The organism is Luteitalea sp. (assembly GCF_022842525.1).
GTDB lineage: Bacteria > Acidobacteriota > Vicinamibacteria > Vicinamibacterales > Vicinamibacteraceae > Luteitalea.
Map to the genome: position 1 here is coordinate 15663 of NZ_JALHPM010000033.1, position 24030 is coordinate 39692.

General features: G+C 69.0%; 19 protein-coding genes and 1 tRNA gene. 16 read left to right on the forward strand and 4 right to left on the reverse strand.

The features are described from left to right. Positions 1-15: 15 nt before the first annotated feature. Positions 16-90: transfer RNA gene (locus Q0C41_RS09175), tRNA-Glu, on the reverse strand. A 116-nt stretch (positions 91-206) separates the two neighbouring features. On the opposite strand from Q0C41_RS09175, the gene Q0C41_RS09180 reads away from it, so the two are divergent. The 4 genes from Q0C41_RS09180 to Q0C41_RS09195 are packed head-to-tail and all read left to right on the forward strand — an operon-like array spanning position 207 to position 3707. Beyond that, entirely contained in the window at positions 207-1592 is a 1386-nt protein-coding gene (locus Q0C41_RS09180; RefSeq protein ID WP_291983064.1) for a M23 family metallopeptidase, read from the forward strand. A 54-nt stretch (positions 1593-1646) separates the two neighbouring features. Then, positions 1647-2537: a heme o synthase gene (gene cyoE, locus Q0C41_RS09185; RefSeq protein ID WP_291983109.1), complete on the forward strand. Its 891-nt coding sequence runs from the start codon at positions 1647-1649 to the stop codon at positions 2535-2537. Positions 2538-2551: 14 nt separating this feature from the next. Beyond that, a complete protein-coding gene (locus tag Q0C41_RS09190) occupies positions 2552-2965 on the forward strand; it encodes a DUF420 domain-containing protein (protein ID WP_291983066.1) in 414 nt (137 codons plus the stop codon). Positions 2966-2969: 4 nt separating this feature from the next. After that, positions 2970-3707 (forward strand): SDR family oxidoreductase, encoded by a 738-nt coding sequence (locus Q0C41_RS09195; RefSeq protein WP_291983068.1) that lies wholly within the window; start codon positions 2970-2972, stop codon positions 3705-3707. Positions 3708-4193: 486 nt separating this feature from the next. Here the strand turns inward: Q0C41_RS09195 and Q0C41_RS09200 are convergent, their stop codons facing one another. Both Q0C41_RS09200 and Q0C41_RS09205 read right to left on the reverse strand, forming a co-directional pair. Beyond that, the gene (locus Q0C41_RS09200) at positions 4194-5792 is read right to left on the reverse strand and encodes an alpha/beta hydrolase fold domain-containing protein (protein ID WP_291983070.1); all 1599 of its coding nucleotides are present in this window, start codon (positions 5790-5792) and stop codon (positions 4194-4196) included. A gap of 93 nt (positions 5793-5885) precedes the next feature. Further along, positions 5886-8345, reverse strand: a complete 2460-nt coding sequence (locus Q0C41_RS09205) for an exo-beta-N-acetylmuramidase NamZ domain-containing protein (protein ID WP_291983072.1) — start codon at positions 8343-8345, stop codon at positions 5886-5888. A gap of 95 nt (positions 8346-8440) precedes the next feature. On the opposite strand from Q0C41_RS09205, the gene Q0C41_RS09210 reads away from it, so the two are divergent. The 10 genes from Q0C41_RS09210 (at position 8441) to Q0C41_RS09255 (ending at position 21889) form a co-directional block, all read left to right on the forward strand. After that, positions 8441-10738: a 3-hydroxyacyl-CoA dehydrogenase/enoyl-CoA hydratase family protein gene (locus Q0C41_RS09210; RefSeq protein WP_291983075.1), complete on the forward strand. Its 2298-nt coding sequence runs from the start codon at positions 8441-8443 to the stop codon at positions 10736-10738. Then, positions 10738-11505: an alpha/beta hydrolase gene (locus tag Q0C41_RS09215; protein WP_291983077.1), complete on the forward strand. Its 768-nt coding sequence runs from the start codon at positions 10738-10740 to the stop codon at positions 11503-11505. The genes Q0C41_RS09210 and Q0C41_RS09215 overlap by 1 nt, the downstream gene beginning before the upstream one ends. Next, entirely contained in the window at positions 11502-12680 is a 1179-nt protein-coding gene (locus Q0C41_RS09220) for an acetyl-CoA C-acyltransferase (protein ID WP_291983079.1), read from the forward strand. Before Q0C41_RS09215 ends, Q0C41_RS09220 begins: the two co-directional genes overlap by 4 nt. Before the next feature lie 279 nt (positions 12681-12959). Then, entirely contained in the window at positions 12960-13532 is a 573-nt protein-coding gene (locus tag Q0C41_RS09225) for a hypothetical protein (protein ID WP_291983081.1), read from the forward strand. Further along, positions 13520-14302, forward strand: coding sequence for a 1,4-dihydroxy-6-naphthoate synthase (locus Q0C41_RS09230; RefSeq protein WP_291983082.1), 783 nt, complete (start codon positions 13520-13522; stop codon positions 14300-14302). Before Q0C41_RS09225 ends, Q0C41_RS09230 begins: the two co-directional genes overlap by 13 nt. A gap of 90 nt (positions 14303-14392) precedes the next feature. Further along, positions 14393-16165, forward strand: a complete 1773-nt coding sequence (locus tag Q0C41_RS09235) for an acyl-CoA dehydrogenase family protein (protein WP_291983084.1) — start codon at positions 14393-14395, stop codon at positions 16163-16165. Continuing rightward, a complete protein-coding gene (locus Q0C41_RS09240) occupies positions 16162-16773 on the forward strand; it encodes a DUF1684 domain-containing protein (RefSeq protein WP_291983086.1) in 612 nt (203 codons plus the stop codon). The genes Q0C41_RS09235 and Q0C41_RS09240 overlap by 4 nt, the downstream gene beginning before the upstream one ends. Positions 16774-16989: 216 nt before the next feature. Continuing rightward, the gene (locus tag Q0C41_RS09245) at positions 16990-17691 is read left to right on the forward strand and encodes an HAD family phosphatase (RefSeq protein WP_291983088.1); all 702 of its coding nucleotides are present in this window, start codon (positions 16990-16992) and stop codon (positions 17689-17691) included. Next, positions 17688-18584, forward strand: coding sequence for a SirB1 family protein (locus Q0C41_RS09250; RefSeq protein WP_291983090.1), 897 nt, complete (start codon positions 17688-17690; stop codon positions 18582-18584). Before Q0C41_RS09245 ends, Q0C41_RS09250 begins: the two co-directional genes overlap by 4 nt. A gap of 365 nt (positions 18585-18949) precedes the next feature. Further along, positions 18950-21889, forward strand: coding sequence for a TonB-dependent receptor (locus tag Q0C41_RS09255; RefSeq protein WP_291983092.1), 2940 nt, complete (start codon positions 18950-18952; stop codon positions 21887-21889). Positions 21890-22359: 470 nt separating this feature from the next. On the opposite strand, the gene Q0C41_RS09260 is transcribed toward Q0C41_RS09255, so the two are convergent. Beyond that, complete coding sequence (locus Q0C41_RS09260; RefSeq protein ID WP_291983094.1) at positions 22360-23226, reverse strand: RNA methyltransferase; 867 nt, start codon at positions 23224-23226, stop codon at positions 22360-22362. 96 nt (positions 23227-23322) lie between these two features. On the opposite strand from Q0C41_RS09260, the gene Q0C41_RS09265 reads away from it, so the two are divergent. Both Q0C41_RS09265 and Q0C41_RS09270 read left to right on the forward strand, forming a co-directional pair. Beyond that, the gene (locus tag Q0C41_RS09265) at positions 23323-23568 is read left to right on the forward strand and encodes a hypothetical protein (protein WP_291983096.1); all 246 of its coding nucleotides are present in this window, start codon (positions 23323-23325) and stop codon (positions 23566-23568) included. Further along, entirely contained in the window at positions 23565-23993 is a 429-nt protein-coding gene (locus tag Q0C41_RS09270) for a type II toxin-antitoxin system VapC family toxin (RefSeq protein WP_291983098.1), read from the forward strand. Before Q0C41_RS09265 ends, Q0C41_RS09270 begins: the two co-directional genes overlap by 4 nt. Positions 23994-24030 lie beyond the last annotated feature (37 nt).

The window sequence follows — 24030 nt, forward strand, 5'->3', positions numbered from 1 at the left end:
GCTGAGCGCCATGGTTGGTAGCGGTACGGGGATTCGAACCCCGGTCCCGTGGCTGAGAACCACGTGTCCTAACCCCTAGACGATACCGCCGTCCAGGCACACAGACGAACAAGATTACGGGCAACCGGCCGGGCTGTCAACCGCCGCGACCGTCGCGCGGACCGCTCGGCGAGCGGTCCCTCCCTCCATCAACTATCATCGCGGGGATGCGGACGTTGCTGGCGTTGCTCCTGGCGTTGTTGATTGCGGTCGGCCTCGTGTGGTTCCTGGCGGGGCGGGCCGCCGGGCCCGCCATCACCCTCGGTGCGCCGACGACGGTGGTCGGCCAGAAGACGGATCTGAAGCTCGACGTCTTCGCGCCGGGCGGCGTGGTCACGGCGCTCGATGTGAGCCTCGAGCAGGGCGGGACGGCAATGCCGATGGGCTCGCTGGCCACGCCGCAGGGCCTGGCCATCACGCCTGCGGCCGACCGCGTCGCCGTCACCGGCGTCATCGGCCGGCAGACGGCGCCCTCCCTGAAGACCGGTCCGGCGACGCTGGTCGTCAACGCGACGCGTCCCGTGCTCTTCGGCCTGCGGCAGGTCAGCTCGACGTTCCGCAAGGACCTGCAGGTGCGCCTGACGCCGCCGACGGTCACCGTGCTGTCGCAGTTCCACTTCATCAACCAGGGCGGCGCCGAAGTCGTCGTCTATCAGGTGAACCCGGCCGATGTGCCGTCCGGCGTGCGCGTGGGCGACCGCGAGTATCCGGGCATGGCGGCCAGTGGCGCCGGCATCCCCAACGCCGCGCCGGGCCTGCGCGTCGCCTTCTTCCCGTTTCTGTTCAACCAGGCCGCGTCGACGCCCGTCTCCCTGTGGGCTCGCGACGAGGCCGGCAACGCCGCCACCGCCAGCCTGGACTCGAAGGTCACCGCCAAGCAGTTCCGCAAGAGCACCATCCCGCTCGACGATGCCTTCCTGCAGAAGGTGGTGCCGGCGATCCTGCAGAACACCCCGGACCTCGTCGTCAAGGACGCCAACGACCTGCTGGCCAGCTACCTCGTGATCAACCGCGACCTGCGCAAGGCCAACAACGAGACGATCCGGACACTCGGCCGCACGAAGACCGCGAAGGAGATCCTGTGGCGGGGGCCGTTCCGCCAGATGATGAACTCCGCGGTCGAGGCCGGCTTCGCCGACGACCGCACCTACACCTATCAGGGCAAGGCGGTCGACCAGCAGGTGCACCTCGGCTTCGATCTCGCCTCGACGCAGAACGCGCCGATTCTCGCCGCCAATCGCGGCGTCGTGATCTTTGCCGGCTTCCTCGGGATCTACGGCAACTGCGTGATCGTCGATCACGGTATGGGCCTGCAGTCGCTGTATGCCCACCTCAGCTCCATCGGCGTCCAGGAAGGGCAGACCGTCGAGATGAACGGCGAGCTCGGACGCAGTGGCCAGACGGGCCTGGCCGGGGGCGACCACCTGCACTTCACGATGGTGCTGCACGGCGAGTTCGTGACGCCGGTCGACTGGTGGAGCGTGCAGTGGATCGAGGACCGCGTGATGCGCAAGCTGCGCGCGGCCGGCGCGCCGGCGCCGCAGGCGCCCTGACCTGTCCCGCTGTGAAATAATCGGAATTTGGGGCGTCTGCCCCGAAAGCGCGTGATGCGGCCCGAAGCCATCGCCTATCCCCTGACCTCGACCCGGATGTCGGACTACCTGCAGCTGACCAAGCCGCGGCTGAATCTGCTCGTGGTCTTCACGACGGGTGTCGGCTACTGGCTAGGTGTGGCCGGGCACGTTGACGCCCTGACCCTGTTCCACACGGTCGTGGGCACGGCATTGGTGGCGGGTGGGTCGGCGGTGCTGAACCAGCTGTACGAGCAGGACGTCGATGCGCTGATGGCGCGGACGCGCCTGCGGCCGCTGCCCGACGGGCGCATGACGCCGCTGCGGGCGTACGTCTTCGGGATGCTGCTCAGCGCCATCGGCCTCGCGCAGCTGTCCTTCGGCGTCAATCATCTCAGCGCGCTGGTGGCCTTCGCCACGCTGGTCAGCTACGTCATCTGGTACACGCCGATGAAGCGGCGCACGTCGCTGGCGACGGTCGTCGGGGCGATCCCGGGCGCCCTGCCGCCGGTGATCGGGTGGGCCGCCGCGACCGACACGCTCGGGCGCGAGGCCTGGCTGCTGTTCGCCATCGTGTTCCTGTGGCAGATGCCGCACTTCCTCGCCCTCGCGTGGCTGTTCCGCGAGGAGTACGAGCGGGCGGGGTTCCCGGTGTTGCCGGTGGTGGAACCGACGGGGCGGAGCACGGCTCGGCAGACCGTGATGTACACGGCCGCGTTGATCCCGGTCAGCCTGGCCCCGGCGCTGACGGGCCTCGCCGGTCCGCTGTACTTCGGGGTGGCGCTGGTGCTCGGTCTCGCCTTCCTGTTCCTCGCGGTGCGCTTCGCGCGCGACCTGCATCGCCGCACGGCACGTCAGCTGTTCCTCGGTTCGATCATCTACCTGCCGCTGATCTGGCTGTTCATGATCGCCACCCGCGTGCCCTGACGGCCGCCACGACCGTGTCCATCTCAGACCTTCCCGCGCTCAACGCCAGCCTCAACGCCCTGGCGTCGCTGTTCCTGCTCGCCGGCTTCGTCTTCGTCCGCCAGAAGCGGGTGGAGGCCCACCGCCTGTGCATGCTGGCGGCGCTGGCCACGTCGGTGCTGTTCCTGGCGAGTTACGTCGTCTATCACGCCAACATCGGGTCGCGCCCGTTCACCGGCACCGGCCCGATCCGGGTGGTGTACTTCGCCATCCTGATCTCGCACGTGATCCTGGCGATCGCCATCGTGCCGCTCGTGCTGATCACCGTCTCGCGGGCCCTGGCACGGCGCTTCGACCAGCACCGCCGCATCGCCCGCATCACGTGGCCGCTGTGGATGTACGTCTCGGTCACCGGCGTGCTCGTGTACCTGATGCTGTACAGAATGTAAGGCGATGCTGACACACAGACTGGCACTGGTGACCGGCGGCAAGCGCATCGGGCGGGTGGTGGCCGAGGAGCTGGCACGCGCCGGCGCCGACGTCGCCCTGTCGTACCGCTCGTCGAAGCAGGAGGCCGAGGAGACGGCGGCGCGGGTGCGGGATCTGGGCCAGCGCGCGATCGTCCTGAAGGCCGATGTCAGCCAGCCGGCGGACTGCGCGGCCCTCGCCGCCGACATCCAGCGCGAGTTCGGCGGCCTCGACATCGTCGTCAACATGGCGTCGACGTACGTGTCGCGGCCGCTGGCCGAGATCGACGAACAGGCGTGGCGGGACGACATCGACGCCAACCTGTCGTCGGCGTTCCACGTCACGCAGGCGATGTTGCCGATGCTGCGCGCCCGGCCGCAGGCCCACATCGTGAATTTCACGGACTGGCTGCCCGCGAGCGGTCGGCCGGGCTACACGGGCTTCGTCGCGTACTACGTGGCGAAGGCGGGCGTGAAGGCGCTGACCGAGGCGCTGGCGCTGGAGCTCGCGCCGGACAACATCCTGGTGAACGCCATCGCCCCGGGGCCGATCGTGCCGCCGCCCGATCTCGACGCGGAGGAACGCGAGGAGGTCGCACGCGCCACGCCGCTGCAGCGCTGGGGCGGCGAGATGGAGATCGCCCGCGCCGTGCTGCTGCTGGTGACCACCGGCTTCATCACCGGCGAGACCCTCCGCGTGGACGGCGGCAGGCACGTCAGGTAATTCACGATTCAAAGTTCAGAATGAAGCGCGGGGCCAGCACGGTCGGCGCTCCCGCACATCATCGTGATGCTCAGCGCAGCGAGCACTGAGCTGAGCTGCGCTGCATTCAGGTCAAGAATTCGGGTTTTTCCGGGCCAGGCGTGGGTGGGTGGGGCGGGCCGCCGGCGCCACCTCGACGTGTGTCAGCACCAGACATTCCTGCATGCACGGGTGACGCCTGTCGACTGTCCGCACACGGCGTCCGGCACGTTGGGGTGTCGTGGGCCGATCGCACCGACGCCTTCGCGGCAGCGCAGACGCAGCACCTGAAGGTCGCCCGAAGGCCTGCGGCTTCCTGTACCTCTACCCACGCTGATCCCGGAAGAGGCACATTCAGAGTTCACGATGAACGCGCGGCCAGCACGGTCTGGCGCTCCCGCACATCATCGTGGCGCGGAGCGTGGCGGAGCTCCGAGCTGAGCTTCATTCTGAATTGTGAATCTTGAATCATTTGACAATGCGCTGGATCCAGGCGCCGACCTGCTGCTCCCAGACTCTCCAGCCGGACTCCTCGTGCCACGCTTCCATGCCGTGGGGCGCCCCGTCGACTTCAACGGTGTCCACCCGCGCACCTGTCGTCGTCAGCGCGGCCGCATACGCGCGCTGCTGCGCGATCAGGCGATCGGCGGTGCCGGCGATCAGCAGCAGCGGTGGAAGGGCCTTCGACGCGCGCAATCCCGGCGAGAACTCGCGCAGCGTGGCCTGCGCCGCCGCGTCCATCGTCATGATGCGGAACAGGCGGCGCGCCAGCGACCGCGGGTTGGCGGGGTCGCCGGCCATCGCCACGAGGTCGTACACCCCGTAGAACGACACGACACCCGCCAGCGTCGGCTCGCTCGCCGCCACGTGCGTCACCAGTTGCCCGCTGGCCGACTCGCCCACGAGCACGAGGCGCCTCGGGTCGATGCGGAGTTCGGCGGCGTGCGCACGGACGTACGCCAGCGCGGCACGGACGTCCGTCACCTGCTCGCGATTGGTCACCTCCGGCGTGAGGCGATAGTCGATGGACAGCCACGCCCACCCTCGCGCGGCTGCGAGGGCGAACATCGGCGCGATGTAGGTCACACGGTCACCCGCCTCCCAGCCGCCCCCATGCACGAGGACCACGGCGGGCGTCGGTGACGTCGCGGACGGCACCCAGGCGTCGAGCGACAGCCCGTGCGCCTCGTCGTACACGATGCGCTTGCGAAGACCACCTCCGGCCGGGGCGTGCCCCGAAGAAGCCGGGCCGCCTCCAGCGGCGGCGGCGGGCCGTGCCGGCGCCGGCACGGCGCCGACGTGGGGCGCCAGCCACTCCAGCAGTGCGGCCTTGTACGACCACTGTGACGGCCACCAGTTCTCGGCGCGATGGCTGGCCCCCGCCACCTCCACGACCTCGCAGCCGCCCGTGCCTCGTCGACAGAGGGCGTGTGCTTCGGTCACCGGCACCTCGGAATCGTCACCCCCATGAACGACGCGGGTCGGCACCACCGGCGCGGGCGCGTTGGTGAAGCGACCGCCCACCACGACGACGGCGGTCGGGGGCGCGGGCGCACCGGCATGTCGACCGAGCCGCAGTTCCTTCAGCCGTGCGGCCACGAGCAGCGCCATCGGGGCCGCCGTGTCTTCGGCCACCAGCACGACCTTGTACTGATCGACGTGCAGCGCCGCGGCATGGCACATCGTCAGCAGGCGCAGCGCGGCCGTCAGATCCTCGGCAGAGGCGTCGAGGCTCGGCGAGCGATAGTCGGTGGCGGCGACGACATAGCCCGCATCACCGAGCGTCTCGACGAGCTGCCCGACGTACGACGAGCGCTGTCCGACCGTCCCCGTGCCGCCGCGCAGCACCACGGCGAGCGGACGCGTTGCCCTGTCGGCATGCGGATAGACGTCGAGCGCGAGCGGCGCCCCCTCCGTGCCGCCGAACCGCACGTTCATCATGGCGCCTGGCAGCAGCGCGCCCCCCTGCGTGCCCGTCGGCAGGAGCGGCAGGCAGTCCGTCGGCTGGGCGGACGCGCTGGGCGGCAGTATCAGCAGGGCGAACAGCGGCAGCAACACGAGCTTCATGCGAGGTTTCCTTGCCACGGGGGCGAACGGACGCCTCGGCGAGGCGTCCCTCCCATCGGTTTCCGGCTTCCGGTTCCCGGTTCCCGGTTCCCGTCACCGATACAGCAGATACTTCGACCGCAGTGTCCGCCAGTTGACCTCGTCGGCGGCCCACTGCGCCGACAGCTGCTCGGGATCCTCGCCCGTCATGGCCCGCGCGAGCTGATCGGCTGACCCGTAGAGCGTGGCCGTGCGCTTCAGATCCAGCTTGCCGGGGAAGAGGCGCGACAACGCACTCACCAGCTCGAGGCCGACACGCACCGGTCGCAGCGCGCTCCGGTCCGTGACGATGAAGTAGACGCCCTGGCATTCCTCGTCCTTGAACACGCTCGACGCAGGGGTGAAGACGATCGGATAGAAGCGGATGCCCGGCAGATTGCGCGCGTTGAGCGCTTCTGCCAGTTGCACGCCGTCGATCCACGGGGCTCCGATGCGCTCGAACGGCGCATCCGTACCGCGTCCCACCGACAGGTTGGCGTACTCCACGGCCCCGATGCCCGGATAGAGCGTCGCCTGCGTCAGGTTGCGCATGTTCGGCGACGGGTTGACCCACATCAGCATCGTCTCGTCCCACCAGGCCTCGCGCGACCAGCCCTTCATCTCGACGATGGTCAGCCTGGCGCCGATCTTGCGCTCCTCGTTGAACAGCTTGCCGAGCTCGCCCAGCGTCATTCCGTGCCGCACCGGCATCGTCGGGAAGTAGGCGATGAAGCTGCGCTCGGCCCCGTCCGGCAGCGGATCGGGCTTCGGTCCCTCGATCTGCCAGCCGTTGATCGGATTCGGGCGGTCGAGCACGACCACCTCGATGCCGCGCGGCGCGGCTTCCTCGAGCAACAGGCCGAGCGTCGACATGTAGGTGTAGAAGCGACTGCCGATGTCCTGCAGGTCGACGACCATCGTGTCGATGCCCTGCAGCATCTCCGGCGTGACGCGCCGGGTCTTGCCGTACAGCGAGTGGATCGTCAGGCCGGTCTTCTCGTCGACCGAGGACGGCACATCCTCGTCGAGGATGCCGCGGATGCCGTGCTCGGGACTGAACAGCGCAACGAGCGTGAGGTTCTTCGCGCCATGGAACGCGTCGATGGTCGACTGCCCGCCGCGCGTGCGACCGGTGTGGTTGGTCAGCAGACCCACCTTGCGTCCCGCGAGGCGCGCGAAGCCCTCCGCCTGCAGGACGTCGATGCCGTTGAGGGTACGTGCCGGCGCGGGACGGCCTGGGGTGGCCCCGGACGGGCCGACCTGCGCGAAGTCGTGCGTGTCGACCACCGGTGCCGGCGCCACGCGAATGGCCCCGCCGACGATGTTGGCGACGCGGGAGCGGAGGATGCCGACGTCGCCCTTGCCGTCGGGGTGCACGCGGTTGGAGAGGAAGACGATGAAGGTCTTCGTGCCAGGGTCGACCCACAGCGACGTGCCGGTGAAGCCGGTGTGGCCGAACGACCGCGACGGCAACAAATCGCCCTTGTTGGCCGAGAAGCTCGAGTTGATGTCCCAGCCGAGGCCGCGGATGTTGCGCTCGCCGAGCGGCGTCGAGGGCGACGTCATGCGGGCCACGGTGAGCGGCGCCAGGATGCGGACGCCCTCGAGCTGGCCGCCGTTGAGGAGCATCCGCGCGAAGCGCGCGAGGTCGGCCGCGGTGGTGAACAGGCCGGCATGCCCGGCGACGTTGTCCATGCGGCGCGCGGTCGGGTCGTGCACGACCCCGCGCAGCCACGTCCCATCGTCCTGCCCGCACGGGAACGAGATCGGCCGGCACTTCTCGGTGGGCGCGATGCGTGAGGCCAGGGCGGCGGGCGGCTTGAACATCGTGTCCTTCATGCCCAGCGGCACGAAGACGCGTGTGCGCGTGAAGACGTCCAGCGGCTCGCCGGCGACGACGCCGACGATGTGACCGAGGAGGAAGAAGTTGATGTCGGAGTAGATGACGCGCTCGTCCAGGCGGGCTACCGGCACTTCGTCGAGCGCCTTGCTGATCGCCGTGTCGTAGCCGTTCCACTCGGGGTTGAACTCAAGATCCGGACGCAGCCCCGACGTGTGCGTCATCAGGTGGCGGATGGTGATGTCGCGCTTGCCGTATTTCTCGAAGCCCGGCAGATGGACCGCCACGCGATCGGTGAGCCTGAGCTTGCCCTGCTCCACCAGCATCATCACCGCGGTGGTGGTGGCGACGACCTTGGTGAGGGAGGCCGCATCGAAGATCGTGTCCGCGGTCATCGGCTCGGGCACCGGCTGCAGCATCCGCTGGCCGACCGAGGTCTGCCAGGCGACGCCCACCTCGGTGCCGACGGCCACGACCGCCCCGGGCAGTTCCTTGCGGGCGACAGCCGCCTCGACCACCTTCGTGATCTCGACCAGTCTGGTGCGATCGAACCGGCCTGACGCCGATGCCGCGCCGGGTGTACGCGCCGGGCGTGACGAACGCGCCTGGGTAGACGGCGTCTGGGCGAGCGCCAGGGGCGGTGGCAGGGTCAGACCGACGAGCAGACACGCGATGGTGAGGGTGGAACGCGGCATGGCTGCGAATTATGCCCCGCCTCGCCTCCGGACCTTCCACCCGCAGGCGTGGCGCTACGCCGAATTCCGTGAATGGAGGAATAATCGAGGACGTCGTGTCCAAGACCCTTCGCAGTGCGATCGTCATCGGCGCCGGCACGATGGGCGCACAGATTGCGGCACATCTGGCCAACGCCGGCGTGGCCGTTCACCTGCTGGACGTCGATGCGGCCACCGCGGCAGCGGGCTGGAAGCGGGCGCTCGCGCTGAAGCCGGACCCCTTGTTCACGCCGACGCACGCCACGATGGTCCGGACGGGCGCCATCGACGAGGGTGACTTCGGCGGCGCGGACTGGATCATCGAGGCCATTGTCGAGCGACTCGAGCCCAAGCGTGCGCTGTTCGAGCGCATCGACCGCCAACGGGGCGAGACGACCATCGTCAGCTCCAACACGTCGGGCCTGCCGCTGGCCAGCCTCGTCGAGGGCCGCACCGAAGACTTCGCCCGACACTTCGTCGGCACCCACTTCTTCAACCCACCGCGCTACATGCCGCTGGTCGAGATCATCCCGGTGGAGGCGACCAGCGCCGACACGGTGGCGCGCGTGCGTCACTGGCTCGACGTCCGCCTCGGCCGCAGTGTCGTGGTGGCGAAGGACTCGCCGAACTTCATCGCCAACCACATCGGTCTGCATGGCCTGTTTACAGTGCTGCAGGCATGGGAGACCGGGCCGTTCGACATCGACACCATCGATGTGCTGACGGGGCCCGTCATCGGTCGGCCGAAGAGCGCCACGTTCCGCACGATCGACATCACCGGACTCGATGTGGCGACGCAGGTCGCGCGGAACTTCGTCGAGCGGACGAGCGACCCGGAGCTGCACCGCCTGTTCACGGTCGGCCCACGCATCGCCGGAATGCTCGAACGCCAGTGGATCGGCGAGAAGGCGGGTCAGGGCTTCTTCAAGCGCGAGAAGGGACCTGGCGGCACGTCCGAGATCCTCGTGCTCGATCCTGCGACGTGGACGTACGTCCCGCGCGTCCCGGTGCACCGGCCCGTCCTGGACGCGCTTCGCGATCAGCGTGGCGGCGCGGCCGGGCGCATCAAGGCCTTGATGCTCGGCACATCAGCGGAGTCGGCGTTCACGCGGGCGACGCTGGGCGAGACGCTGCTCTACACGGCGCGCGTGTGGCAGCACATCGCCCGGGACATCGACGATGTGGACCGGGCGATGCGGTGGGGCTTCGGCTGGGAGCTGGGCCCGTTCGAGATCATCGATGCGATCGGCATCCAGGCATTTGCAGCGGCGATGAGGGATGACGGCCGGCTCGGAGAGCCGGCCCTACCCAACGGACTGGCAGGCGGACGGGACACGATGCGCGTGCCCGGGTCGTTCCGGGCCGACCCGGTCGAGTTGCTCGTCCTGGCGGGTGCGCGGGACCGTCAGCAGGTGGTCGAGTCGAACGGCGCGGCCTCGGTGCTGGACACCGGCGACGGCATCTTCGCCGTCGAGCTGCATTCGAAGATGAACACCATCGGCGGCGACACGCTCGCGATGCTGCAGGCGGGCATCGCCCGGGCCGAGCGCGAGGGCGTCGGCCTGATCGTCGCGACGCAGGGCCAGGCGTTCTCGGCCGGGGCCAACCTGATGCTGGTGCTGATGGAGGCGCAGGACGGCGAGTGGGAGTCGATCGACGCGATGGTGCGGGCCTTCCAGCGCACCGTGCTGTCGCTGCGCGACGCGCAAGTGCCGGTGATCACGGCCATCAACGGCCTCACGCTCGGGGGCGCCACGGAGATGTCGCTGCATGCCTCCGCCGTGCAGGCGGCGGCCGAGACCTACATGGGGCTGGTCGAGGTCGGCGTCGGGTTGATCCCGGCCGGCTGCGGCACCAAGGAAATGCTCTGGCGCGCCAGCCAGCAGCGGCCCTCGAAGCACGCCGACGCCCTCCCCTTCGTGCAGAAGGCCTTCGAGACGATGGGGTTCGGGGTGGTCTCGACCAGCGCACCGCATGCGCGGGCGCTCGGGTTCCTGCGTCATGGCGACGGCATCAGCATGCACCGCACGCGCCTGCACGCCGATGCGCGCGAGCTCGTGCAGGCCAGGGCCGCGGGCTACGTGCCAGGGCGCGCGCCGACGGCCATCCCCGTCGGCGGACCCGACATGCGCGCGGCGCTGACGCTCGGCGTCCATCTCGCGCACAGGGCCGGCCGCATCGGCGACCACGACGCCACCATCGGCCGCAAGCTGGCGTGGGTCCTGGCCGGGGGCGACGTCCCCCACGCGACCGAGGTGCCCGAGTCGTACGTGCTCGATCTGGAGCGCGAGGCCTTCCTGAGCCTCTGTGGGGAGCCGAAGACGCAGGCGCGCATCGCCCACACGCTGAAGACCGGGAAGACGCTGAGGAACTGATGCTGATCGCGGGGCAGGGCCAGACCCTGCTGATGATTCCCGGCATCCAGGGCCGCTGGGAATGGGCGCGACCGGCCCTGCAGGCGCTGGCCGCGCATCATCGGGTCGTCAGCTACTCGCTGTGCGGGGAACGCAACACCGTGCCGCCGCTGGTGCCCCGGTCGTTCGACGACCTCGTGCGGCAGGCACTCAATGCGCTGAACCGCGTGACTGACGGACCGGCCGTGGTGTGCGGGGTGTCGTACGGGGGACTGATTGCGCTGCGGCTCGCGACGAGACACCCGGAGCGGGTCCGCGCCCTGGTGCTGGCCTCGCCGCTCAACGCGGACTTCGCGCCGGACGACCGCATCCGTCGCTGGGTCGCGCATCCGCGGCTGATGGCGCCGGCCTTCCTCGCGGGCTCACCGGGGCGGATCGTCCCCGAGTTGCGGGCGGCGCATGGGCGCGACTGGGTGCCCCGGGCGCTGGGTCTGCTCAGCCGGGTGGTGCGAGCGCCGCACTCGCCCGACCGGATGGCCGAGCGCATCCGGATGATCGCCTCGGAGGACTTCGTGGCCGACTGCCGCGCGGTGACGCAGCCGACCCTGCTCCTCACGGGGGAGTCGGGTCTGGACAAGATCGTGCCCGCGGAAGCGAGTTGCCGCATGCTGGACTGGTTGCCCAATGCGCGGCATGTCGTGCTCGACCGGACGGGACACTGGGGCCTCGTGACGCGACGCGACGCGTTTGCGCGCGAGGTGACGCACTTCGTGGAGACATTGCCGTGACCGACGCCGTCCTCGTTGCCGCCGTTCGCACGCCCGTGGGCAAGGCGCCGCACGGCCAGCTGCGCCACATGCGGCCGGACGACCTCGCCGCGCTCGTGATCCGGGCCGCGCTGGACCGCGTGCCCGGCCTCGATCCCGCGACCGTCGACGACGTGATCCTGGGATGCGCGATGCCGGAGGCCGAGCAGGGCATGAACGTGGCGCGCATCGCCAGTCTGCACGCCGGGGTGCCGCACAGTGCGTCAGCCGTCACGGTGAACCGCTTCTGTGCGTCCGGGCTCGAGGCGATTGCCTGCGCGGTGGACCGCATCCGTGCCGGCGGCGCCGACGTGGTGCTGGCGGGCGGCACCGAGTCGATGAGTCTGGTGCCGATGGGCGGGCACAAGATTTCGCCCAATCCAGGGCTCGTGGCCTCGTACCCGGACGTCTATCTGACGACGGGCCTCGTCGCCGAGAACCACGCCCGCGAGCACCGCATCTCACGCGAGGCGCAGGATGCCTACGCGCTCGAGAGCCATCGACGCGCCCTGGCCGCACAGGACGCCGGGCGCTTCACCGATGAGATCGTGCCGGTGACGTCCACTCGGCTCACGCCCTCCGCCTCCAACCCGATGGCCGCCACCGAGGTGGTGATCTCGGCAGACGAGGGGCCACGCCGCGACACGTCGGTCGAAGCCCTCGCGAAGCTGCGACCGGCGTTCCACGTGAAGGGCACGGTTACCGCCGGCAACTCGTCGCAGATGAGCGACGGCGCGGCGGCTGTCGTCGTGATGAGCGACACCCGCGCGCGCGACCTCGGGCTGACGCCGCTGGCGCGCCTCGTCGCGTACGCGACGGCTGGCGTCGAACCGGAGCGCTTCGGCATCGGACCGGTGCCCGCCGTGCGAAAGGTCCTGGCGCGAACCGGCCTGACGCTCGCCGACATCGACCTCATCGAGTTGAACGAGGCGTTCGCCAGTCAGGTGCTCGCCTGCGCCCACGACCTCGAGCTCGACCTCTCGAAGGTCAACGTCAACGGCGGCGCCATCGCCCTCGGGCATCCACTGGGGTGCACCGGCGCGCGGCTGACGACCACGCTGCTGCACGAACTGCACCGCCGCAAGGGCCGCTACGGCATCGTCACCATGTGCGTCGGCGGCGGCATGGGCGCTGCGGGAGTATTCGAGAAATTATGAATTCAGAATTCAGAATGAAGCTCAGCTCGCGGCAACGTCACCCACGTCGATGACAGTGCAATTCAGAGTTCAGAGTTCAGAATGAAGCTCAGCTCTCGGCAACGCCGCCCACGTCGATGACAGTGCAATTCAGAGTTCAGAATTCAGAATGAAGCTCAGCTCCCGGCAACGCCACCCAAGTCGATGCATGGTCGGCGGCTCGCAGCAAGAACCTTGCGTCCCTGGAAATGGCGATGCTGGCCCCGCGCTTCATTTTGAATTTTGAATTCTGAATTTCTTATGGTTCCCCTCGATCGCGTCCTCGTTGTCGCCGCCACCCCGCGTGAACTGGTAACCCCAGTCGGGTGGCGCACGCTGTGTTGCGGCGTGGGACCGGTCGACGCCGCGGCGGCCACCGCGGCAGCCATCGCCCTCGATCGTCCGGCTGCCATCGTGCACGTCGGCATCGCGGGCACGCGACGGGCACGAGCGCTGATGCCGGCCTCGCTGGTGGTCGGCATCGAGGCGCGCTATCACGACCTGCGGGTGCCGGCGCACCTCGCGCCAGGTGTGGTGATGGCGGACCCGGCGCTGGTCAGTGCGGTGGCACGAGCATTCCCGGATGCGCCGCGGCTGCCCATCGGCACGAGTGCCCGCATCGGTGGGACGACGGACACGGACGTGGAGGCGATGGAAGGGTTCGCGGTGCTGCGTGCGGCGCAGCTGGCCGGCATCCCTGCGGTCGAGGTCCGCGCCATCTCGAACGAGATCGAGGAGACAGATCGTGCGCGCTGGCACTTCGACGCGGCCTTCGATGCGATCACGGCCGCCACGGCGCGGCTGGTGGAGGAGGTGGCGCGTTGCGTGAGCTGACCTTCGGCTACTCGCCGTGTCCCAACGACACGTTCGCCTTCCATGCCCTGGCGCATGGGCTCGTCGAGGCGCCGTTCCGGATCCGCCCGGTGCTGCTCGACATCGAGGAGCTGAACCGGCGCGCGCACGAGGGCGCGTTCGATCTCACCAAGTTGAGCGTCGGCGCATTCGCCGCAGTGGGGGATCGCTACACGCTCCTGCCCAGCGGCGCGGCGCTGGGCCACGGCGTCGGCCCGCTCGTGGTCGCGCGAACGGCGGTGTCGCTCGAGGAGGCGGTGCGAGGACGCGTCGCCATTCCGGGCAGGGAGACGACGGCGTATCGACTCCTGCGACTGGCGGCGCCGCACCTCGGTCAGGTGACGGAGCTGCGCTACGACCAGATTCTGCGCGCAGTCGAGACGGGGGACGTCGACGCCGGCCTGATCATCCACGAGAGCCGGTTCACGTACGCCGATCACGGCCTCGTGAAGGTGATCGACCTCGGCGACTGGTGGGAGCACGAGACCCGGTTGCCGGTGCCGCTGGCCGGCATCTGCGCCCGCAGCGACATGGACGAGGCGACGCGGGCCGCGGCCGAGCGCGCCATCCGCGCCTCGGTGCAGTACGCCTTCGATCACCCGGACGCCAGTCGCGACTACACCCGTGCCCATGCGCAGGAGATGTCGGACGAGGTCTGCGCGCAGCACATCGCGCTCTACGTCAACGCGCACAGCCTCGACATCGGCGACGAGGGCATGCGCGCGATCGCGCGGCTGGTCGGCGAGCGGTAAGGAGGCCAGCAAACTGCGGAGTTCACTGACCGTCGACCTGAAGGTCGACGACTACAGTCGAGGGTCGACGACACGCTGGAGGCAACGGACATGATCTCGCAATGCGGGGGCGAGTGGTTGCTGGGCGAGACGAGTGCGGACGCGGTGTGCCTGCCCGAGGATCGCACCGACGAACACCGCATGATCGCGGCGACGGCGCATGCGTTCATGGAGCAGGAAGTGCTGCCTCGGCGCGAGGCGCTGGAGGCGAAGGACTGGGCGCTGGCCCGGACGCTGATGCGGCAGTGTGGCGAACTCGGCCTGCTCGGTGTGGATGTGCCCGATGCCTGGGGCGGCGTCGGCCTGGACGTGATGAGTTCCGTGCTCGTCTCGGAGGCCATGGGCCGCTACGCGTCGTTTGCGACGACGGCAGGGGCGCACATGGGGCTGTGCATCGTGCCGATCCTCTGGTTCGGTACACCGACGCAGCGGCGGACGTATCTGCCAGGACTCGTGTCTGGCGAGATCATCGGCGCCTACGGCCTGAGCGAGGCGGCGTCCGGCTCCGATGCGCTCGGCGCGCGCGCCACGGCGACCCGGTTGCCCGACGGCGGGTACGAACTGAACGGCGAGAAGCTCTGGATCACCAACGGTGGCTTCGCCGACCTCTACGTCGTCTTTGCCAAGGTCGACGGCGAGCACTTCACCGCGTTCCTCGTGCCCCGGGCGACCCCGGGCGTGACGCCAGGCCGCGAGGAACACAAGATGGGCCTGCACGGGTCGTCGACCGCGCCGCTGCTCCTGCAGGGCGCGCGCGTCGGCGCCGACGCCGTGCTCGGTGAGGTCGGCAAGGGCCACAAGGTCGCCTTCACGGTGCTCAACTACGGCCGCATGAAGCTGGGCGCCATGACCGTCGGTGGCGCACGCCAGGCGCTGAAGGAGGCGGCCACCTACGCCGCGGCCCGGCGCCAGTTCGGCCAGCCCATCGCACGCTTCGGGGCCATCCAGGTGAAGCTGTCGGAGATGGCAGCGCGCCTCTATGCCACGGAGAGCGCGCTGTATCGCCTCGCCGGTTCGCTCGAGCACGACGAGCTGCCACATGAGGTCCGCGGCAGGGCGTTCGAGCAGCACGCGGTCGAGGCGTCCATCCTGAAGGTGCTCGCCAGCGAGACCCTGCAGTACGTGCTCGACGAGAACGTCCAGATCCACGGCGGCAACGGCTTCGTGCGCGACTATCCTGCCGAAGGCGCCTATCGCGACGCCCGGGTCAACCGCATCTTCGAAGGCACCAACGAGATCAACCGGCTGCTCATCGCCGGGCAACTCGCACGTCGCGCGGTGAAGGGCGAGCTGCCGCTGATCGCCGCCGCACGGGCCCTGCCCGATCAGTTCCTCGCGTTACCGCTGACGCCACCGGACGACCCCGCCGCCCTGCTGGCCCACATCGTCTCCGGGCTGAAGAAGACGACGGTCCTGCTGTTGGGCGCGGCGATGCAGCGCTATCGGGAATCGCTGGCCGAGGAGCAGGAGGTGCTGCTGTGGATCGCCGATCTGGCGATCGAGGCGTACGCCATCGAGAGCGCCGCGCTGCGGGCGTCGCGCGTCATGGCGCGGGCCGACGCCTCGGTGGCCGCGATTCACCGGGATGCGGCGCTGATCGCCGCCAGCGAGGCAGCGCTTCGGGCGGAGATGCTGGTGCGGCGCGCCCTGCCGGCCGTGCTGGAGGGCGACATGCTGCGCATCGCCCTCTCGGGCGCGCGTCGCCTGCTGAAGGTGCCGGCCGCGGACCAGCGACCATGGCGGCGGGCACTCGCGGCCGCGTGCGTGGCCCGTCCGGGCGCGGTCTTCGGCGAGTCGGCCCGCCACGGTATGCTTGCCGGGTGACACTCTTTTCGCGGCGAGCCCTGCCCGTCCTGCTCGTGGGCGTGCTGTCGGCGTGCTCGACCCAGCCACCCCAGGTGGACCACACGGCGAGCCTGACGACGCATCGCGCCGAGAAGGACGCGATGTTCCGCGACGCGCTCGACTCGCCGGTGCCGAGAGCCGAGGTCGAACGGTTCCTGCCGCTCGCGTATTACCCGATCGACGTCAGCTATCGCACGCCGGCGGCACTGGCACCGCTGTCGGACGAAGAGTCGCCGGCCTTCGAGATGCCGACGTCCACCGGCCAGCGACGACAGATGCGCAAGGCCGGCAAACTGAAGTTCACCATTCAGGGGCAGACCTACACGCTGACGGCGTTCGTGACGGCCGAGGACGCCGCGCGACGCCGCCTGTTCGTGCCGTTCCGCGACCTGACCGCCGGCCTCGAAACCTATGCCTCGGGCCGGTACCTCGATCTCGACCGCACGCCGACCGGTTTGTACGATCTCGATTTCAACGCGGCCTATCAGCCGTACTGCTACTACGACCCGAAATACGACTGCCCCATCCCGCCGCCGGAGAATCGCCTCACGGTGCCGATCCGCGCCGGCGAGCGGATGCGTCAATAGCGGGAACCGGAAGCCGGGAACCGGGAACCGGGAACCGGGAACCGGGAGCCGGGCAATCGGGGCGTCATCGGGTAGGGCCCGCTCTCCGAGCGGGCCGTCATCGTAAGGGCTGGCTCTCCGACGTGTCCGCCGAAGCCTTGGCGAAGGCGGAGGGTGGAGCCCGCCGTCATCGGGTAGGGTCGGCTCTCCGAGCCGACCGTCATCGTAAGGATCTCCGTGCCGCTTGCTGCTGTGATTTTCGACTTCGACGGGGTGCTGGCCGACAGTGAGCCGGTGCACCTGGCCGTGTTCCAGACGGTGCTCGACTCGGTCGGCATCACGCTGACGCCCGAGGAGTACTACGAGAAGTACCTCGGCTACAGCGACCGCGACGCCTTCATCCAGGTGTTCGCTGATCGGGGCGTGACGATGGACGCGGCCGGCCTCGAGGCATTGCTCGAGACCAAGAAGGGGCTGTTCCCAGAGGCGCTCGGAGACCACGCGCTGTACCCGGGGGCGGGTGCGTGCATCGCACGCGTCGCCGCGCGCGTCCCCGTCGCCATCGCGTCCGGTGCGCTGCGCCACGAGATCGAGCTGATCCTCGATCGCAGCGGACAGCGCGCGCACTTCCCCGTGATCGTCGCCGCCGGCGAGACGCCGCGCAGCAAGCCGTCGCCCGATCCGTATGCTCGTGCCTTCGAGCTGCTCAAGGCGTCGGGCGCCCTGCCCTCCACGGCCTCTCCCGCCGACGTCGTGGCCATCGAGGACTCCGAATGGGGCCTGCAGTCGGCGCGCGGCGCCGGGCTGCGCACGATGGCCGTGCTGACCTCCTACGGACGCGACAGCCTGCCGAGCGCCGAGACCCATCTCGCGTCGATTGCCGACGTGACCATCGAGCACCTCGAGGCGCTCGTGGCCACCGAGCGGGCGTCGGCGTGACGAGCGCCGAGGTCGATGCCTTCGTGGCGCTGGCCCAGCGGCCCGGCGAGGACGATCTCGCCGAAGCGGCGCTGTGCCTGGCACGACTGGAGTACCCGGCGCTGCGAGAGGCCGAGACGCTCGCGCAACTGCAGTTGCTGGTGGAGCGGACGGCGGCCTTCGTCCAGGCCTCCGCCGCCCCGGGCGACGTGCTGGGGCACGTGCAGCACCTCGGTCAGTTCCTCTTCGACACCGAAGGGTTCAGCGGGAACCTCGGCGACTACGACGACCCGCGCAACAGCTTCCTGAACGACGTCCTGGCCCGGCGCACGGGGATTCCGATCACGCTGTCGATCATCTACATGCACGTCGGGCGACGCGTCGGGCTGTGGCTCGAGGGCATCAACTTCCCCGGGCACTTCCTGGTGCGCTGCAAGGGCATGCTCGGCGATGCCGCGCCGACCGAGGACATCATCCTCGACCCGTTCCACGGCGGGATCGTGCTGACCCAGCGTGACTGCGCGCGGCTGCTCACGCGGTACGCGGGCGAAGGGGCCCGGTTCGACCGGGCGCTGCTGGCGCCGGCCTTCAAGACGCAGATCCTCGTGCGGATGCTCGTGAACCTGAAGCGGGCGTACGCGAAGCTGCGGTCGTTCGGCCGCGCACGGGACGTGTCCGGTCTCGTACTGGCCCTCGATCCGACATCGCTCACCGAGCTGCGCGATCGGGGCCTGCTGTCCTACCAGATGGGGCACTACGGGGCCGCCCTGGCCGACCTCGAGCGTTACCTGGCGCTGACGGCCCGCCACACGCGTCGGGATGACGATGATGAGGACTCCGACGTCAAGGAGGAGTTCGAGGCCGTCTGGGAGCACGTCAAGACGCTCCGTCGTCGCGTCGCCTCGCTGAACTGACCACTAGAAGCAGCAAGTTCTTTGCACTCCAAAGTGGTCCTTCCAATCTGCAACTTCGATCCGCTCGACTGGATCTCGCTCATCCAATAATTCGTATTGGCGGCGAATCCGGACCTGTCGAGTCGGCAAATCCCGAACAAAGTTGCACCTGCAGGGCTGGCAGGAAGGTTGCTCTCTGGCCCCCAGATAGGTGCGGTTCTTCCCTGCAGGCCACCACACTGGCCCGGCTGCAGGTGCGTCGACCCGGTGGTTCCCCGGAGTGAGGGCTCTGCGGGAGGGTCGTGGCGAGACTTCACCGGTTCATGGGGCCGAGCCGGTCATGCGCTGGTGTGACGGCTCTTGTCTGAACTTTCGAGGAGGCACGGATGAGAGGCAGATTGCTCGCCTTGTTGGCGACGCTGGGCTTGGTCTTCGGGTCGTCGCCAGCGATGGCGCAGGCCCCGACCGGCGATATCGTGGGTCGGGTGGTGGATGCGTCCGGGGCGGTCCTGCCCGGCGTCGTGGTGACGGTCAGTGGCGGGTCTCTGATCCAGCCGCTGACGGCGACCACGGCCGAGACGGGCACGTACCTGTTCCCGGGCCTCCAGCCGGGGGCGAACTACACGGTGCGTTTCGAGCTGACCGGGTTCCGCACGGTGGTGGTCGAGCGCGTGCAGGTCAACGCTGGCGGCAACGCGACGACCAACGCCACGCTGGAGGTCTCGGCGCTCGAGGAGAGCATCACGGTGTCCAGTGAGGCACCGCTGGTCGACACCCGCAAGACGGGCACCAAGACCAACTTCACGCAGGAGCAGCTGCAGAACGTGCCCTCGGCGCGCGACCCGTGGGTCATGCTCGAGCGCACGCCGGGCATCACGATGGACCGCACCAACGTGGGCGGCAGCCAGTCGGGCCAGCAGTCGGGCTACGTCTCGCGCGGCGCGACGACCACCAACAACAAGTGGCTGCTCGACGGCGTCGACATCACCGACCAGGCAGCCACCGGCGCCTCGGCCGTGTACTACGACTTCGACATGCTCGAGGAGCTGCAGATCAGCACCGGCGGCAACGACGTCACGCAGCAGACCGGCGGCGTCGGCATCAACCTCGTGACCAAGAGCGGCAGCGACACGATCCGTGGCTCGGCGCGCTACTACATCACCGACCAGGAGTTCGGCTCGACCAACCTGACCGAGGAGCTGCGCGCCCAGGGCGCCCGCACCGGCGCGCCGATCCAGAACATCAAGGACTACGGCATCGAGGGCGGCGGTCCGATCTGGAAGCGTCGGGCGTGGTTCTGGGGTTCCTACTCCAAGCAGGACATCAAGGTCGGCGTCGTCAACTTCTTCCAGAAGGTGGCCGGCTGCCCGGTCAACGCGGCCGATCCGCTGGCGCAGCAGCTGTCGGTGGCCGAGCTCAACGGCTGCCTCAACACCGACCTCACGGTGCTCGACAACTACAACATCAAGGGCAGCGCGCTGCTCTTCTCGGGCAACACGTTCACGTGGCACAGCAACTTCGCCGACAAGATCCGCAACGCGCGTGACGCCAGCGACACGCGTCCGTTCGAGACCACCTACATCCAGGAAGGCCCGGTCTGGACCCACAAGGCCAGCGACCGTCACGTCTTCAGTGACCGCTGGATTGCCGACGCGGCGTATGCCCACGTCGGCGGCGGTTTCGGCCTGCTGTTCCAGGAGCCGGGCAACCGTCAGATCCAGCCGCTGAACGACCTCGGCACCGGTCGCTGGGAACGCTCGTTCAACCAGTCGGAGTTCGACCGTCCGGCCACCAGTGTCCAGCTCACCAGCACCTACTTCAAGCCGGCGACCCTCGGCGGCGACCACGCGTTCAAGGTCGGCTACGTCTACCGCGACACGCCGTCGAGCTCGACGACGGTGTACGGCGGCGACGTGTACGCCCAGACGCGCAACGGTGTGCCGGAGCGCGCCCAGTTCTGGCGCAGTGCCGCCACCGAATACGCCATGACGACGCACAGCGCGTTCGTGCAGGACGTGTTCACGCGCAACAGGCTGACGCTGACGGCCGGCATCCGCTGGGACCGTCAGGATGACGCCGCGCTGGCCTCGTCGGTCGACTCCAATCCGCTGATTCCGCAGTGGCTCCCCGGCATCGCGTTCCAGGGCGCCGACTCCGGCGTGACGTTCTCCAACTGGTCGCCGCGCGTCGGCCTCGGCTACGACGTCTTCGGTACCGGCCGCACCGTCGTCCGCTCGTCGTTCTCGGTGTACTACGGCCAGATTGCCCCTGGCAGCCTCTCGGGCACCCTGAACCCGGTGAGCGCCGCCAGCATCTCGTTCCCCTGGAACGACGCCAACGGCGACCGCTTCGTGCAGCTCAACGAGGTGACCCTGCAGCGGTCGGCGGTCATCGCCTTCAGCGGCAACTACAACCCCGACAACCCGGGCTTCCTCGGCACCACCAACACGGTGGACCCGGGCCTGAAGAACGATCGCACGATCGAATGGACGGGGACCGTCGACCACCAGGTGTCCAACAAGGTGGCGGTGTCGTTCAGCTACATCTACCGCAAGTACTCGGACTTCCGCTTCGACCAGCGCGTCGGCATCAGCGAGTCGAACTGGAACCCGACCACCTACCAGCCGACCTGCGCGGCGGCAGCGCCGTCGTGCCCGCAGCTGACCTACTTCCAGCCGAACATCAGCATTCCGGGCACCCAGCGCCTCGTCAACCGCGGCGGCTACACGCGTGACTTCAACGGCATCGAGGCCGTGTTCACCAAGCGCATGTCGGACCGCTGGATGATCGACGCCAACTATGGCTTCAACAACGCCATCGACAACTTCGACAGCGTGCAGGGCTACAGCGCCACGTTCGACCCGACCAACCTCGGCATCTTCAACGGCCAGCAGTACGCCCAGGAAGCCGGCGGCAGCGGTATCGACAACGTGTTCGTCAACGCCCGCCACTTGGTGAAGCTGTCGGGCGTCTACATCGCGCCGTGGGACATCAGCCTCGGCGCGTTCTACAACTACCGCCAGGGCTACCTGTTCCCGCAGCGCATCCTGTCGCCCAACCGCGCGGGCGCCGCTGGCACGGTCAACCTGATCCTCGAGCCGTTCGGCGAGAACCGCTACGACGCCCTGCAGACGTTCGACTTCCGCGTCGGCAAGCGCTTCGTGTTCGGCCGCCGCAGCGTCGAGGCCAGCATGGACGTGTTCAACGTCGGCAACGTCAACACCGTGCTGACGCGCAACCTGAACCAGGCCGCGTCCACGGCCAACCAGGTGACGGGCATCGTTGCCCCGCGCATCCTGCGCTTCGGCGTGCGGATGGTGTTCTAACAGGCTCAGGGCTCAAGGGTCAGGGCTCAGAAGGCAGGGCTTCAGGCTCACGGCTCGGGGCTCAAGGCTGACGGAGGGGCGGGCATCCACTCGGGTGCCCGCCCTTTCTGTTTGGGTGGCGGCTCAGGGCTCAGGGCTCAGGGCTCAGAAGGCAGGGCTTCAGGCTCGGGGCTCACGGCTTAGGAAGGTAGGGCCGGCTCCCCGAGTCCGGCCAGCGAAGGCTCCGTCACGGAAGGGGCGCGCCTGTGAGCGGGAGCTGAGCGGTTCACGCGCCGGATCCCAGCGAGCCAGAAGTACTGCAACGAGTACTGCAAGTCGGCGCCAGAGACGGTTGCGCCCTGCGCCTTGCGGCCGCGCTCCTTGGGTCCTGAGCCTGTTCTCTCTGAGCCCTGAGCCGTGGCCGTGCTCCTCGAGCCGTAAGCCGTGAGCCGTGAGCCGTGAGCCGTGAGCCTGTTCTCTGAGCCTTGAGCCTAGAGCCCTGAGCCTTCCCTGAACTGATACAGCGCCACAGCGAGCGCCGTGGCAACGTTGAGTGAGTCTGCGCCCTCGGCCATCGGGATCCGCGCGAGGTGCGTGCATCGCGCCATGGTCTCCGCGCTGAGACCGCTGCCCTCGTTGCCGACGACGAGGGCGACCGGTCTCGAGTGGTCGAGGTGCGCGGTGAGGGTCCGCAGGTCCTCTGGCGCCTGCGAACGCGCGTCCCCGCCTGGAGTGAGCCCCACCGTCGTCACGCGCCGCGCCTGAAGCACCGCGAGAACGTCCACGATCGGCGCCTGCGACCACGGCACCTCGAGCACATGCCCAAGCGACGTGCGGACGGCCTTTCGATACAGGGGGTCGGGACATCGCTCGTCGAGCAGCACGCCAGCCGCGCCGAACGCCCGCGCATTGCGAAAGCAGCTGCCGACGTTGTCGACGTCCACCAGGTGCTCGGCTACCACCAAGACGGGCAACCGGGAACCGGAAACCGGGAACCGGAAACCGGGAGTCGGGAGTCGGGAGTCGGGAGTCGGGAGTGGGGCCGGGGTCGCGGCGTCGACCACGTCACCCACGGCAGGCATAGCCGGCCTGCGTACCAGCGCGAGCACGCCGCGGTGGAAGTTGAAGCCCGTCAGCGCCTCCATCTCCGCAGGGGTCCTGACGGTCAGCTGATCGGGGAGTCGCGACTCCAGCGCGAGGGCTCGGGCCGCGGCTGGCGTGGCAAGGACCTCGACGATGGCGTCGGGGCCACCGGCGGCACCCGCGAGGATGCGCTCGAGCACGAGGCGCCCCTCGGCGACGAAGTGCCCGGCCTCGCGCAGCGCCTGGGGATCGGAAAGAGCAAGCGACCAGTCCACGCCGGTCACGATAGCGCGACCGCGCTGGACCTCCAGCTCGCGATCACGGGTTCGACCGTTCTTGACATACGTATGTCAGCTCGCTAGCGTACCAGCATGAGGACGACGGTGCGACTCGATGACGGTCTTCTGGCCAAAGCGCGGGAAGAGGCCCGGAAGCGAGGAGAGACGCTCACCAGCCTGATGGAGCGCGGGCTTCGTCTGGCGATGTCCGGGTCGCACCAGGGGCCCCGCGCCGGGCGCGTACGCCTGCCCGTGTCGAGCGCGTCCGGAGGCCTCCGTCCGGGCGTCGACCTCGACGACACCGGCTCGGTGCTCGATCGGCTCGACGACCTCCGATGATCATGCCGGACGTCAACGTCCTCATCTACGCCTTCCGACCTGACTCGCCCCGGCATTCGGAGTACCGGGGCTGGCTGCAGGGTGTGGTCGACGGCCCGAATGCCTATGGCATCTCACCGCAGGTGCTGGCGAGCGTGCTCCGGATCTGCACCCATACCGGGATCTACCACCAGCCATCGACGATGCCTGAGGCGATGGCGTTCTGCGACGCCTTACTGGCGCCGGCGCATTCGACGGTGATCCAGCCGGGCGAGCGCCATTGGCCGCTGTTCGCCGACCTGTGCGCGGCGACCCACGCATCGGGCAACCTCGTCCAGGATGCCTGGTTCGCCGCACTGGCCATCGAACATGGCTGCGAGTGGGTGTCGACAGACGCCGACTACGCGAGATTCCCAGGCCTTCGCTGGCACCGCCCCCTCGCGTAAGGACTCCGCAGCGCGTAACGGCGCCTGGCCCTGCAGT